A 14,491-nucleotide genomic window follows, 5' to 3' on the forward strand; every position below is an offset into this window, starting at 1 on the left:
TAAATTTTTCAAGCAGCATTAAACGCTTGCATAACCCATTGTCAAAGGCAAATTGTCCTTGACAGACTCGCGTAATCGGGCGCATTTATAGAAAATATCCAAAGCGCTTTGGATACTTCATCAATTCTTGGGAGGACAAAAGATGAGGAATTTTGCAATTGCAGCGACCACCAGCTTGATCGCGCTTGGCACCGCAAACGGTGCGCTCGCGGATGATCGCTGTGCGCCTGCATTGGGATTGGGTGATTTTGCGGGACAAACCGTAACCATTTCTGGTCCATGGGAAGGCAATGACGAAACATTGGTGAATTCCGTGTTGGATTGCTTTGAGGCCGCAACAGGTGCAAATGTTGAATATTCGGGATCTGGGGAATTTGAACAATTAATCGTCACCGACATTCGATCAGGTTCTGCGCCAAACGTTGCAGTATTCCCGCAGCCTGGTCTTGCCGCCGACCTTGCAGCAGAAGGTGGACTTGTTCCGCTTGACGAAGGATTGGCCAGCTGGATGGCCGAAAATTACGGCGCGGGGCAATCTTGGGTGGATTTGGGAACATATGCCAACAAAGACGGCGCGGATGAATTTTTCGCATTCGCTTATAAGGTTGATGTGAAATCCTTGGTTTGGTTCAAACCCGAAAATTTCGAAGACGCAGGTTACGAAATCCCCACCACAATGGAAGAGTTGATGGCACTGTCAGATCAGATCGTCGCCGATGGTGGAACACCGTGGTGTTTGGGAATTGAATCCGGTGGTGCAACTGGTTGGACAGCGACCGATTGGATGGAAGACATCATGTTGCGCACCGCATCGCCAACGGCATATGATCAGTGGGTCACAAATGAATTGCCGTTCAATAGTGATGAAGTCAAAAAAGCCATGGATGTGTTTGGTTCCATCGTCAAAAATGATGCCTATGTTGCGGGTGGTTCAGGTGCGGTTGCATCCACGTTTTTCGGTGACAGCCCAAAAGGTTTGTTCACTACACCACCCCAATGTTATATGCACCGCCAAGCATCATTTATCCCAAGCTTTTTCCCAAATAAGGGTGCAGAGCTAGAGGCCGGCGAAGCAGATTTTTTCTATCTGCCACCGTTTGCTTCGATGGCCGAATTGGGGCGCCCTGTTTTGGGTGCGGGCACAGTATGGGCCATGACCAAGGAATCCGCTGCCACAAACGCATTGTTTCAATTCCTGACCATGCCTGTGGCGCATGAAATCTGGATGGCACAAACGGGATTTTTAACACCACACAAAGGTGTTGATTCATCCGTATATGCCAATGATTCATTGCGCAAAATGGGTGAAATCTTGGCCACTGCGGATACGTTCCGATTTGATGCATCCGATTTGATGCCAGGTAAAATTGGTGCGGGGGCATTTTGGACGGAAATGACCGCATTCACCCAAGGCCAAGATACAAACACCACCGCAGACAATATTCAAAAAGCCTGGGATGCGATTAAATAATTGACGGCATAATCACGCGATTGCGCGTGTGTGGTGTAGCGAGCAGGCAGCAAGATTAATTTGTTGCCTGTTCAAATTTTAACCTGTTTAGCAAAGCACAATCAGATGAAAAATTTCGGTGCAGAATTCGCAGGAAAGTTAACAGCGATCGCATTAACCATGCTGATCGTTCTGCCCGCGATTGCGATTTTTTTGTTTGCGGCCAGTTCGTATTTATCATCCGCAATGGTGCCCATATTGCCATTTGATGCAGGTACAAATTCCAAAATTCTGTTTGCCATCCGCGCCGTGTGTATCGCGGTGTTTATCAGTTTTGCATATTTCTGGTTGGCCAATTGGATGAATTTCAAGCTTTCCGATGCAGACAGCGAACGCGGGCAACGCATAACAGAGGCAATCCAACCTTGGATATTCATCGGCCCTGCGATTTTATTGCTATTTGGGTTTTTGGTTTACCCGACATTCGAAACATTTCGTATCAGTTTAACAAATGACATCCCATTGCTGGATGCGCTGGGAAACCCCGTTTTAAACGATGCGGGTGATATGCGCCAAACGCTTGGTTTTGTTGGGCTAGCCAATTACGCCACGGTGTTAACATCGGAAAATTTTTGGTTGGCTATTCGCAATTCAGTGCTGTGGCTGTTTGTGGTTCCCACCACATGTATCATTTTTGGCATGTTAATCGCGGTTTTGGCGGATAATGTAAGATGGGGCACGTTTGCCAAATCAATGATCTTTGTCCCCATGGCGATTTCATTTGTTGGTGCGGCGGTGATTTGGCGCAATATTTATGCTGATGGCGGCACCGCAACCCATCAGATCGGATTGTTAAACGCCCTGCTCTCCCCACTGGGTGTGGAACCACGGTTTTGGTATGAAATGGAATTCTGGGGCAATTTTTACATGATGGGCATTTTGGTTTGGATACAAACCGGCTTTGCCATGGTGATTTTTTCCGCTGCATTACGATCCGTTCCACAAGAAACCATCGAGGCCGCAAAAATAGATGGGGCAACACCCGTTCAAACATTTTTTCGCATCACCCTGCCCCAAATTTATTCCACTGTGGTCGTGGTTTGGACAACGCTCACCATTTTGGTATTGAAGGTGTTTGACATCCCATTCGCATTGACCGCGAACAAGGCCGATAAGTTATTGCTTGCCACGTATATGGAACAAACGCGCAATTCACAGCGGGATCCAGAATTGGCCGCGGCAATTGCGATTATTTTAATGCTGACGATTGTACCCATCATGCTGTTCAATTTGTGGCGGATCAGGGTGGAGGCACGAAATGGCTAGGCGTATCATTGCATCATTGTTGCTGTTGCTATTGGTGTTCGTTTGGGTAGTGCCATTTGCGGGCCTATTGATTACATCGGCGCGATCCACAAAACATGCCAATGAAACAGGGTTCTGGACCGCATTTCAAACCAATGAAATCGGGTATTCATTTAAAACCAAGGGCAAAGAGGCGATTGAGCGCATTGGCGATGATTGGGTGATCAAAGGCAATATTTTTGATGAACGCAACGCCGCGGATCAACATTTGGCCACGCAAAATAACGAGCCCAGAACATTTGATATCATGGGGCGCGTTTCACGGTTTGGCAGTGGTGCCGCAAACCCCGATGTGGCCGCGCCGGGTGACACCATCACCATTCGCGATGGACAGTTCACATTGCAAGAAAACGGTGATTACGTTTGGGCATTTGCTTCCGAATACACCAAATCAGGTAAAACCATTGGTGTGCGCGTGGCACACCCACCCCAATTTGGTTTGCGCAATTATAAACGCGCATTTGCAGATGGGCGTATCCCAAACGCATTGATCAATTCATTTATCGTCACCATACCCGCGACAATCATTCCCGTGTTGATTGCTGCATTTGCCGCCTATGCGTTTAGCTGGCTGCAATTTCCGGGGCGCGATTTGTTGCTGGGCATCGTGATTGCATTGTTGGTGGTGCCATTGCAATTGGCGTTTATTCCTGTGTTGTCGATCTATGCCAATCTGGCGGATTGGGCGGGAGATTTATCGGCAAGTTTGGGATGGTGCAGCGGCCAAGAATGCGATTACCCAGCAAAAACATTTTCGGGGCTTTGGATGGCACATACCGCATTTGGCCTTCCGCTCGCGATATTTTTGCTCCGCAATTATATCGCGGGATTGCCGCGTGAATTGATGGAAAGCGCACGTCTTGATGGGGCATCGCATTTGCAAATTTTCACAAAATTGGTGCTGCCGCTTTCAATGCCTGCATTGGCATCATATGGGATATTCCAATTCCTGTGGGTTTGGAATGATCTGTTGGTCGCGCTGATCTTGGGCCCGACCAGCGATCTGGTTTTGCCCATCGAAATTCAAAAACAGATCGGTACGTTTAAATCGGAATTGGAACGGTTGAACGCATCTGCATTCATTTCAATGATCGTGCCATTAATCGTGTTTCTGTCCATGCAAAAATATTTTGTTCGCGGGTTGCTCGCGGGATCGGTTAAGGGGGGCTAAATGGGCCAAGACTGGTGGCGCGGCGGCGTTATTTATCAAATTTATCCACGTTCGTACCAAGACAGCACGGGCAATGGTCAGGGTGATCTAAATGGCATCACGCAACGCTTGGATCATATCGCAAGCCTTGGGGTGGATAGCGTTTGGATATCCCCGTTCTTCAAATCCCCGATGAAAGATTTTGGATATGATGTGTCCGATTATCGCGCCATTGATCCCAGCTTTGGCACATTGGATGATTTTGATGCGTTGTTGGCGCGCGCCCATGAATTGGGGCTGAAAATCATGATTGATTTGGTGTTGTCCCATACATCCGATCAACATGATTGGTTTGTTCAAAGCCGCCAATCGAATTACAATCAAAAATCCGATTGGTACGTTTGGGCCGATCCAAAACCAGATGGAACACCACCCAATAACTGGTTGTCGATTTTTGGCGGATCTGCGTGGCAGTGGGAGCCAAAGCGCGAACAATATTATTTGCATAATTTTTTAACCAGCCAGCCGGATTTGAATTTTCATAATCCAGATGTCCAAGATGCGTTATTGGATGTGGTGAAATTTTGGCTGGATCGTGGGGTGGATGGATTTCGCCTTGATACGATCAATTTTTATTTTCACGATCAAAAACTGCGCGATAATCCCGCGCTGTTGCCCGATGAACGCAACGCATCCATTGCACCCGCGGTGAACCCATATAATCATCAAAACCATCTGTATGACAAAAATCAGCCCGAAAATTTGCGATTCTTGGAACGCCTGCGCGCGATGATGGATTTATATGATGATCGCACGATTGTTGGCGAGGTGGGCGATGCGCAATATGGTTTGGATATCGTTGGTCAATATACAAAACCTGGGCGCGTACATATGTGTTACGCGTTTGATTTCCTATCACCCGAACCACTAACCGCGCAAAAGACCCGCAGTGTTTTGTCAGATTTCGCGAACAAAGCACCCGACGGATGGCCGTGTTGGGCGCTGTCCAATCATGATGTTGTTCGCCACGCAACGCGATTATCGACCGCAACTGATAATGCACAACAATGCATGCAGGCCGCTTTGCTTTTGTCGATGGAAGGGTCCGCTTGTATTTACCAAGGCGAAGAATTGGGTCTGCCAGAGGCCAATGTACCATTTGAGGCATTACAAGATCCATATGGCATTACATTTTGGCCAGAATTTAAGGGGCGCGATGGGTGTCGCACACCGATGGTTTGGGATGACACTGCACAAGCGGGATTTTCAAGCGCGGACAAAACATGGCTTCCGATTGATCCGCAGCATTTGACAATGTCTGTTGCCCATCAAGAAGAGAAAAATGACAGTATGCTGCATTTTTATCGTCAATTTTTGCAATTTCGCAAATCACATACGGCACTTGTGTCGGGTAAAACCATGGCGTTAAATGCCACGCAATCGGTGCTAGATTTTATTCGAAACGGGGATTCAGGTGACATTTTCTGTGCATTTAATTTCACTGACAAACCACAAACAATCCCATTTGAACATGCTGGCGACGTGTTAACTGCGAGTGGATTTACCCCTCGATTAAGCAACGGAGCGTTAACCATTGCCCCACACGCCGCCGCATTTGTTGCAATGAAAGGAAATTCGTAATGTCCGCACTTACATTGCAAAACATCGACAAAGTTTACGGCAAAACGCAAGTGATGCACGATGTGTCGCTGGACATTGAGCAGGGCGAATTCGTGGTCTTTGTCGGGCCGTCTGGCTGTGGCAAATCAACATTGTTGCGCATGATCGCTGGGTTGGAAGACATCAGTGCGGGAACGTTGTTTATTGGCGATAAAAAAATGAACAATATACCCGCATCAAAACGCGGGATTGCAATGGTTTTTCAAAGTTATGCATTGTACCCCCACATGAGCGTTGCGGATAATATGGGGTTTTCGCTGTCAATTGCCAAAACTCCCAAACAAGAAATCAAACAACGCGTTGCGGCCGCCGCTGAAATCTTGCAACTGACGCCATATTTGAACCGCCTGCCCAAAGCCTTGTCAGGTGGGCAACGCCAACGTGTGGCCATTGGGCGTGCGATTGTGCGTGAACCCGATGTGTTTTTATTTGATGAACCTTTGTCCAATTTAGACGCCGAATTGCGCGTTTCGACACGTCGCGAAATTGCAAATCTAAAAGCATCAATGCCAGACACAACGATGATTTATGTTACCCATGATCAGGTAGAGGCGATGACTTTGGCCGACAAAATCGTCGTATTGCGCGATGGACGTGTAGAGCAGGTCGGCACCCCTCTTGATCTGTATGATCGACCACGCAATATTTTTGTCGGTCAATTTATTGGCAGCCCAAAAATGAACATCTTCGAAACAACGGATTTGACGGTGCAACATTGGCCGCACCACGTCACGGGCGTACGCCCTGAACATCTGCGACTTACCACGCCAAAAAACGCTATCGTATCTGGCAAATTGGAATTCATCGAAAAACTGGGCGAATATTCGTTGGCATATTTGCGCACGGAAACAGGGCGTGAATTCACCGTGAAATTCGAACGTGGCCTGACCCATACGCTTGGCAATCAGCTTCACTTTGATGCGGATCACGATAATTTACACCACTTTGACCCCAAAACGCAGCTGCGTATAAATTAGTTGTGTTTCAATGAAGCGCGAGTGTGTTTGGGAAAAAATACAAAATTTTTGATGTCGTGGATGAGTACAAACTTGCTTATGATTTTCGCACTGGATGGACGCCGGCATCAAAGGGAACAGATCGTCGGCGAAATGTTGTTCCGTTCACATATGCAGGTTTGCTTATCCGATCCATTCTGAAATGGCGAAAACCTTGGCGTGACGGATCCCAAGCAACCAAATACCAAAGAGGTGGCAAAATCAGCATTGCTTGTGGTTCTACATGCCGGTCGGTTTGCACCCCTTTAACATCACGATATTGGAATCGTAAAAATAGTTGATTAAGAAATGCAGATTCAAATGCAGGCAGCAACGCTGTGTCCATCTCTCCTAAATTGGATATATCAACCTGCGGTGCAAGAGGCCCAACATAAAGGCAATCCAAAAAGCGGCGTAAATCACGGATTTTGTCAGACGGAAGCGCCTTCTCTATTTTTGCAAGACCAGCGTCGGCGAGACTTGAGAACGGCAGGTTCCCAGCAGCACGTATGCTTGAAACACCAATGATCAGCGCGAAAACTTCGGCAACAGACAGGCGTGGCGTGGTCTGAATTGATTGTGGATCCAAAGTTAACCCACCGCCGCGCCCTTGTTCTGTAGAAATAACATATCCCTCGTCCCGCAATGTTGCGATGTCACGTATAATAGTGCGCCTTGACGCCCCGACATCTCTTGCCAACATCGCGATTGTTGTCATCCCATTGCGGCGCAGGTTACGCACGATAGCGTCTTGTCGGAAGCGAATATTCATAAAAACAATCCATATCACAAAGGTGTCAGTTTTTGTCACCTTTTTAATTTAATCGATTGAGGAACAGTTCAACAAGGAGACATGGACATGACAAATATCACTAACTTTCCCCAATCAACGCTTGTTTCAGTGAACGGCGTGGCGATTGAAGTCTTTGAGGCGGGGCAACAGAATGTAGGCAATCCAATTGTTCTGTGCCATGGCTGGCCAGAGCACGCCTTTTCGTGGCGCTTTCAAATACCAGCGCTAGCCGCTGCGGGCTTTCATGTGATTGTTCCAAACCAGCGAGGTTATGGAAAGTCATCACAACCAACAGAGATCACTGAATATGACATCATCCACCTGACTGATGACTTGGCCGCAATTCTCGATCATTTTGGTTACGATGATGCCATATTTGTAGGTCACGACTGGGGTGCCAATGTCGTTTGGAACATGGCGCTTTTGCATCCTGATCGCGTTAAAAAAATTATTAATTTGGCTTTGCCCTATCAAGTGCGCACAGAAATCCCATGGATCGAATTTATGGAGGCGATATTTGGCACAGATAATTATTTTGTGCACTTCAACCGCCGCCCGGGGGTTGCAGATGCCATATTGGATCAAAACATCGCACAGTTCCTGCGCAATTTATTTCGAAAAAACCACGACGAGACACCGCCAGAGCCAGGTATGATGATGATCAATCTCGCTTGCGCAAAACACCCCGTGGGGGCACCGATTATGAGCGATGATGAAATGGCCGTCTTTATCAATGCGTTTAAGGAAACTGGTTTTACCAGCAGCATCAATTGGTATCGAAATTTGGATCGCAACTGGCAGATATTGGCAAATGTGGACCCGATCATCCACAAACCAGCGCTGATGATTTATGGTGAGAGAGACACGATCCCAAAATCCGAAAGCTTGGAACAATTCGTACCAAATGTGGATGTGATCAGTTTAGATTGTGGTCACTGGATTCAACAAGAAATGCCCGAAGAAACCACGCGCGCGATCTTGGACTGGTTGTCGATTGATAACGGCGAGGTCAGCAATAACTAAGCCAACCGTTCCAAAGGTCATCGAGAATGCTGCCAACCCAAACGCATCACAGCATGTGGTTGGCAGAGCACGTTCACATTGTGGGTTTGCATCACGTGCTCAGCCCATTGAGGATATAAAACACGATGGCGGAAATGAGTGCTGCTGCTGGCACTGTGATAACCCATGCGGCAATGATTGTTAGGAAATGCGAACGACGCACCAGTTTGCGGTGTTTGCGTTTCTTGCTCCCCAATTTTTCAGCCTCTTGTGCGATCATGCGATCAACTTTTTTGTCGCTGGTTGTATAACGCCAATAAGCCTCGCGGAAAAAACCAACACCAAACACGGCACCCACGGCGATATGTGTCGAACTTACGGGCAGGCCCAACCACGACGCGATGATCACTGTAATCGCGGCAGACAAGGCCACACAATAGGCGCGCAATGGATTCAATTTGGTGATTTGTTCACCAACCATGCGGATCAATTTTGGGCCAAAAAGCAGGAGCCCGAATGAAATACCAAATGCGCCCACAATCATAACCCAAATTGGGATTGATACCTTTGATACCACTTCGCCGGCCTCAGCGGTGTGAACGATTGCGGCAAGCGGCCCCACGGCGTTGGCAACATCATTGGCACCATGTGCGAATGACAACAACGCAGCAGCACAGACCAATGGAACCGTGAACAGGCTGCGCACGGATTCTTTGTCATTTGGCTTGCCCGCAGATTGGCGGCGGATCATCGGGCGCGATATCAGATAGGATGCCACAAACATGCCCAAACCAATCAAAAGCGCAATTTCCAAATCGATCTTGATGATTTTCTTTAATCCTTTGACCGCCAAATAGATTGAAAATGCACCTGCCATAATCGCGATTAAAACGGGGACCCAGCGGTTCGCTGCTGCCATTTTATCCTTGGCATCTGATACGTTCGATTTGATGAACCACAAAAACATCGCGGCAATGACACCACCCAACAGGGGTGAAATAACCCAGCTGGCTGCGATTTGTCCCATGGTTGGCCAATTAACGGCGCTGATCCCTGCGGCCGCGACCCCGGCACCCACGACACCACCAACCACCGAATGGGTCGTTGAAACGGGCGCGCCGATCCATGTTGCCATATTCACCCAGACAGCCGCAGAAATAAGTGCGGCAAACATCGCCCAAATGAACACCTCTGGGCTGGCAACCGCAGATGGGTCAATGATACCTTTGGAAATCGTTCCAACCACATCGCCCCCCGCCAACAAGGCGCCCGCACTTTCAAAAACGGCGGCGATTATCAATGCCCCTGTCATTGATAATGCGTTAGCACCGACCGCGGGGCCAACATTATTGGCAACATCATTCGCGCCAATATTCAGCGCCATATACGCACCCAAGGCAGCGGCTGCGATAATGATATAACTTTCAGAGCTCCAACCCAAAATCAGGCTCGCAACCAGACCCGCGAAGACGACAAATGCAAATCCGATGGACGGCGCTAAAAATTGTTGACGGGTTTCGAGGGTTGCTTGTTCCAGATAAACGCGTGTTTTCAAATCACGATCGAGCGTTTTATTGGGGCGGGGTTGCTTAACCATGGCGTGGCCTTTTCAATTCTATTTACGTTCAACCCACTGCCATCGGTCAGTCGATTCTGGTGTCATATATAAAATTTATGTAACAGTTATGTGACAAAAATATAAAGCAATGGGTTTGCTTCGATTTTGCCAACAAATTTTTCATACTGTGTGGTTCAAAAATGATCTGGTATTTATCGATACCACACTAGGCATCAACAAATCACAAACCCATTTCACCTTGACCAGATCTTTGCCAAGCGTGACGAAAAACGTTGTGGCGTTTCGTTTTCGGACAATTTCAATTCTGCTTCGGCGATGATCTGTGCGGTGTCTTGGGCAATCTCAGTTGATAATGGTTTCACACGTTTCACCGCACGTTTTGCCGCCATCACATCATCCATTGTAATCGCGTATCCACGCCATCGCGCCAGATGAAGCAACTTCATACACGCCGCCGCGTGCAGGTATGTTTGTTCGCGCGCATCCAAGTGGTCGGTGAACAATGCGACCAAACCATCCATATCTGTTGCTGCCTGTTTGGATTGCGCCAGTGATTTATCATATGCGCATTCAACCCGATTTTGCGCGCGGCGTTTGGCGTTCAATGCGGCGAGTGCAGCATAAAATGCTTGAACCCTACCCGCAGTCACATCCATTGTGCTGATACTATTTAAATGCAGGCGGTATTCACCAAGGATCGCGTTTTGCACCGCCAACCGATGGGTTTCAGATAGCCGCCAGCATAAATCCGCATCTTCGGACAAATGCGCATCGCGATAACCCGTTTGCGCCAGAACTTCCAATCGACCAAACATGAATGGATGTGAAAGATAGGGTTCTTTGGGCGGGAGCCAGTCTGGATCGGGATCATACACATTGCTGACCCCCGAAATGCCCAGCGGATGCCCCAGTTCATCAATATGCACCGCCTTGCACGACACCACATCAGCCTGCGTGAATTGCAAATAATCCAATTGGCGCGACAGGCGGTTGGGATAACAAATGTCGTCCGCATCAATGCGCGCCACATATTTGCAATCCAGCCGCGACAATCCGTTGTTTAACGCGGCAACGAGCCCAGCGTTTTGTTGTGCATTGTAATGAATTTTGTCGCTGTTCAGATCATCAATAATCTGGGCACTGTCATCGGTTGATCCATCATCAATAATGTGGATATCGTAATCGCTGAAATCTTGGCTCAGTAAGCTGTCCAAGGTTTGGCGCAAAAACTGTCCACCATTATGAACCGGCAACAGAAATGATATTTCAGCCATCAACAGTCCCCGAAATTTCCCGTAACCCCAACACAAACCATTCCCGCGCAGGCATAAGTAACGACATCCGCGCATTTTCAAGTGTTGTGATGTTTGCCAATGCACACCACCGTGCGCGTGAAAAACGCAAAGAAGCATAATCGCTTGGCGCGGCGCGGTCTGGTTCATCAAACGCGTGACCACGACCGTTGGTTTTGTAATAGATACGCGGAAATATCCGTTCAGCAGGGGCATATCGAAAATTAACATCAACTGATTGCCAGAAATCTGGAATATCAATCTCCAACCCCAACCAATCGTCAACACTACGATTTTCACCGCGAATAATTAGGGTTTCAATGTCGTCGATACGTTGCGAATGCGCCGTCAATTTCATCGCGGATTTTTCATTAAACGCAAACCGCACACCAGATGCCAAGAACACATCTGGCATCAACGCGGTTGGAGTTTTGAACGCATCAAAATCGATATCAATCGCTGGCACGGGGAGCCTTTCCTTGGTATTTCACCAAGAGTTCTGCGTCCACCTCTGTGCCATCATAAAGCCCGAGCAAGACACCACGCCGATTTGATCGCCCACGCATATTGCGAATGTCATCTTCGGATTTTGTCACACGTTGCGACATGCGTCGCGCCCATTGTCCAAGACGTTGGTACATCAAATCAACCACGTCCTGATGCGCATCCGATGCGCCCAAATCGTTTTGCTCTTTAGGGTCGTTTTTCAAATCAAATAACATCGGGCGTAATCCACCCTCTGCATGCATCATTTTCCAGTTTTTATCCGCGACCATAAACAAACGACAATCGCGTGGTTCCATTCCCAATTTAGTAGCAAGCGCTGTTGCACCATAATCATATTCGCTGATCGCAAAATCGCGCCAATCATCAGGTTTTTCGCCATGTAAAAACGGCAATAGTGATCGTCCTTCAACAATATGATCGGGCACGGTGCCACCCGCGTATTCGATGAATGTCGCGGTGCAATCAATCGCCTCGACAAGTTCATCACAAGTGGTACCACGTGTTGCATCCGCATCAGGGGACGGATCGTAGATGATCAAGGGCACCTTGGCCGAACAATCGTGAAACAGATCCTTTTCCCCCATCCAATGATCGCCCAAATAATCGCCATGATCGGATGTGATGACAATCATCGTATCCTGAAGGCGATCCGTGTCTTCCAGAAATTTTAACAATCGCCCCAATTGATCATCACATTGTTTGATCAAGCTCATATAGGCAGGGATCACAACATCGCGTACCTCTTGGCGGTGAAACGCCTTGCCGATACCATTGCTGGTAAAACCTTCATAAACGGGATGGGGATCATTCAATTCACCATCAGCGCGGTTCAGCGGTTGAATATCATCGCACCCATATTTGTCGTGATAGGGTGCTGGCACAATATAAGGCCAATGCGGTTTAATATAGGAGACATGCGCCAACCACGGTTGATCACCCGATTGTTCCGATATGAAATCAATTGTGCGCGATGTTAACCACGGCGTTTCGGAATCTTCTTCTTGGATATTGGCAGGCATATCTGCGTTTTGCATCAAAAACCCGCTGGCGATTTCCCCGTCATCTGTCACGCCAGAATTGGCAAAATGGTGCCACGGGTTCTGCCCCTCGTACCCCTTGGATTTCAGATATTCGTTATACGGGGATCGGCGTTCATCATAAAACCCATCGGGGCCTTGTGCCCATAAACCGTCGTCGCGAATATAACTGTCGAACCCGCATTCGGATTGGCGCAGCCCGATTTCCGAGCTTTCTGACATTCCCAACCGTTCCATACCATCCTTATCCGCACGCATATGGGTTTTGCCAATCAAATGGCACCCCATACCCAATTTGCGCAGATGATCACCCAGCGTATGTTCGCCCACGCGTAACGGATGCCCGTTCCATTGCGCACCGTGGCTGTGACAATAACGCCCTGTGTAAAAGCTCATCCTTGATGCGCCACACACGGGCGATTGAACGTAACAGCGTGTGAACCGCACACCCATTTGGGCGACCCGATCAAAATTCGGGGTGTGTAATGTTTTGTGACCCGCACATGACAAATAATCGAACCGAAGTTGATCATACATAATAAACAGGATATTTTTTTTCGCGTCGGTCATTTTGTGCCGTTTGATATGTGGCACGCAGTTCTGCGCGCCACGACGGTATTATTGCAATGCCGCTGGGATACGTACACCCAGTTGCTGGTAATATTTCAACGCACCTGCGTGCAATTTCACGTTATCCGCGCTGAACGCTGTATCAAGATTGACCGCGTTCATATACGGCGCCGTCTTGCGAATTTCAGGAAGGCTTTCCCAAAATGATTTGGTGATTTCGTAAACTGCATCTTCGGACATATCGTTGCGTGCAACCACGCCAACCAGTGATCCAACGGTGTAAACATCGCCATCGGATTGCACTGTATTTCCATAAATTCCTGCTGGGATCACATCCATTGATCGCCCAAGCGCGGTTGTCGCGGCCTGAATGCCGCCACCGCTCACGGATGCGACATCTGCGTTTGCTTTGGACAGGCCGAGAATGCGCAGGTTCGATGTTAACGCCAGTTGTTCAATCTGTGGGAATGGCGGGATGCCACCGTTGATGTAAACATCAAACTGACGATCTTGGAACCCTTGCAACGCGGTTCCCCATGATGCTTTGACCGCTTCGTAATCTGTGCCTGCTTCGAAACCCGTTGTCGCCTTAATCCAACCCGCAGCGGTGTTATATGCGCCTCCACCAGGAGGGCCCAAAAACACGCGCTTACCTTTGATATCTTGTAATGTGTTAATGCCGCTGTCGGCGTAAACAACCGTATGATACGCGCCATAGGGGAACCAAAACAACAGGCTTAGGTTTTCGCGCAATTCTGGCGCGTTTGGCAGGCTACCATACATTGCTGTGCCATTGGCCATGAAATCCATGATTGCAGGTGATGCCATCACGATATCAAGTTTGCCTTGTGCCGCCTCGATCATATGTTTGGTGGCCGCACCCGTTGCATCAACGGTGATGTCATATTTATCTTGCGCGCCATTCACGCTCGATGCCATGGTTGTCATCACCAAATAGGCCGATGATCCAGGCGCAATTGTTGCCATGCGCACCTTTTCACCCGCGAATGACGCCGCCGCCATTCCAACAATTGCCACCCCTGTGGCCGCTATTTTTATTAATCGTTTCAT

The 14,491-nt window shown here is 48.3% G+C and carries 12 protein-coding genes; 6 read left to right on the forward strand and 6 right to left on the reverse strand.

Annotation, left to right across the window (positions count from 1 at the left end):
* The first annotated feature begins 142 nt into the window (after positions 1-142).
* The 5 genes from IE094_RS11985 (at position 143) to IE094_RS12005 (ending at position 6,622) form a co-directional block, all read left to right on the forward strand.
* Complete coding sequence (locus IE094_RS11985) at positions 143-1,471, forward strand: ABC transporter substrate-binding protein (RefSeq protein WP_189640944.1); 1,329 nt, start codon at positions 143-145, stop codon at positions 1,469-1,471.
* 105 nt (positions 1,472-1,576) lie between these two features.
* On the forward strand, positions 1,577-2,776 hold the full coding sequence (locus IE094_RS11990) for a carbohydrate ABC transporter permease (protein ID WP_189640945.1): 1,200 nt from the start codon (positions 1,577-1,579) through the stop codon (positions 2,774-2,776).
* Positions 2,769-3,986: a carbohydrate ABC transporter permease gene (locus tag IE094_RS11995; RefSeq protein WP_189640946.1), complete on the forward strand. Its 1,218-nt coding sequence runs from the start codon at positions 2,769-2,771 to the stop codon at positions 3,984-3,986. The genes IE094_RS11990 and IE094_RS11995 overlap by 8 nt, the downstream gene beginning before the upstream one ends.
* Entirely contained in the window at positions 3,987-5,606 is a 1,620-nt protein-coding gene (locus tag IE094_RS12000; protein ID WP_189640947.1) for an alpha-amylase family glycosyl hydrolase, read from the forward strand. It abuts the gene before it with no gap.
* Entirely contained in the window at positions 5,606-6,622 is a 1,017-nt protein-coding gene (locus IE094_RS12005; RefSeq protein WP_189640948.1) for an ABC transporter ATP-binding protein, read from the forward strand. Before IE094_RS12000 ends, IE094_RS12005 begins: the two co-directional genes overlap by 1 nt.
* 76 nt (positions 6,623-6,698) lie before the next feature.
* On the opposite strand, the gene IE094_RS12010 is transcribed toward IE094_RS12005, so the two are convergent.
* A complete protein-coding gene (locus tag IE094_RS12010) occupies positions 6,699-7,412 on the reverse strand; it encodes a helix-turn-helix transcriptional regulator (protein WP_189640949.1) in 714 nt (237 codons plus the stop codon).
* A gap of 87 nt (positions 7,413-7,499) precedes the next feature.
* On the opposite strand from IE094_RS12010, the gene IE094_RS12015 reads away from it, so the two are divergent.
* On the forward strand, positions 7,500-8,456 hold the full coding sequence (locus IE094_RS12015) for an alpha/beta fold hydrolase (RefSeq protein ID WP_189640950.1): 957 nt from the start codon (positions 7,500-7,502) through the stop codon (positions 8,454-8,456).
* 91 nt (positions 8,457-8,547) lie between these two features.
* Here IE094_RS12015 and IE094_RS12020 read toward each other — a convergent pair whose 3' ends face one another.
* The 5 genes from IE094_RS12020 to IE094_RS12040 form a co-directional block, all read right to left on the reverse strand.
* Complete coding sequence (locus IE094_RS12020; RefSeq protein ID WP_189640951.1) at positions 8,548-10,032, reverse strand: inorganic phosphate transporter; 1,485 nt, start codon at positions 10,030-10,032, stop codon at positions 8,548-8,550.
* Positions 10,033-10,247: 215 nt separating this feature from the next.
* Positions 10,248-11,288, reverse strand: coding sequence for a glycosyltransferase family 2 protein (locus tag IE094_RS12025; RefSeq protein ID WP_189640952.1), 1,041 nt, complete (start codon positions 11,286-11,288; stop codon positions 10,248-10,250).
* Positions 11,281-11,772 (reverse strand): hypothetical protein, encoded by a 492-nt coding sequence (locus IE094_RS12030; protein WP_189640953.1) that lies wholly within the window; start codon positions 11,770-11,772, stop codon positions 11,281-11,283. The genes IE094_RS12025 and IE094_RS12030 overlap by 8 nt, the downstream gene beginning before the upstream one ends.
* Positions 11,759-13,420: a sulfatase-like hydrolase/transferase gene (locus tag IE094_RS12035; protein WP_189640954.1), complete on the reverse strand. Its 1,662-nt coding sequence runs from the start codon at positions 13,418-13,420 to the stop codon at positions 11,759-11,761. Before IE094_RS12035 ends, IE094_RS12030 begins: the two co-directional genes overlap by 14 nt.
* Positions 13,421-13,468: 48 nt before the next feature.
* Entirely contained in the window at positions 13,469-14,491 is a 1,023-nt protein-coding gene (locus IE094_RS12040) for a TAXI family TRAP transporter solute-binding subunit (protein WP_189640955.1), read from the reverse strand.

This window comes from Paramylibacter ulvae, from assembly GCF_014652655.1.
Classification (GTDB): Bacteria; Pseudomonadota; Alphaproteobacteria; order Rhodobacterales; family Rhodobacteraceae; genus Amylibacter; species Amylibacter ulvae.

Coding starts and splice junctions, on each gene's coding strand:
- IE094_RS12040 (WP_189640955.1), bottom strand. CDS start 14,491: ATGAAACGATTAATAAAAATAGCGGCCACAGGGGTGGCAATTGTTGGA.
- IE094_RS12025 (WP_189640952.1), bottom strand. CDS start 11,288: ATGGCTGAAATATCATTTCTGTTGCCGGTTCATAATGGTGGACAGTTT.
- IE094_RS11990 (WP_189640945.1), top strand. CDS start 1,577: ATGAAAAATTTCGGTGCAGAATTCGCAGGAAAGTTAACAGCGATCGCA.
- IE094_RS11985 (WP_189640944.1), top strand. CDS start 143: ATGAGGAATTTTGCAATTGCAGCGACCACCAGCTTGATCGCGCTTGGC.
- IE094_RS12010 (WP_189640949.1), bottom strand. CDS start 7,412: ATGAATATTCGCTTCCGACAAGACGCTATCGTGCGTAACCTGCGCCGC.
- IE094_RS12020 (WP_189640951.1), bottom strand. CDS start 10,032: ATGGTTAAGCAACCCCGCCCCAATAAAACGCTCGATCGTGATTTGAAA.
- IE094_RS12000 (WP_189640947.1), top strand. CDS start 3,987: ATGGGCCAAGACTGGTGGCGCGGCGGCGTTATTTATCAAATTTATCCA.
- IE094_RS12035 (WP_189640954.1), bottom strand. CDS start 13,420: ATGACCGACGCGAAAAAAAATATCCTGTTTATTATGTATGATCAACTT.
- IE094_RS11995 (WP_189640946.1), top strand. CDS start 2,769: ATGGCTAGGCGTATCATTGCATCATTGTTGCTGTTGCTATTGGTGTTC.
- IE094_RS12015 (WP_189640950.1), top strand. CDS start 7,500: ATGACAAATATCACTAACTTTCCCCAATCAACGCTTGTTTCAGTGAAC.
- IE094_RS12005 (WP_189640948.1), top strand. CDS start 5,606: ATGTCCGCACTTACATTGCAAAACATCGACAAAGTTTACGGCAAAACG.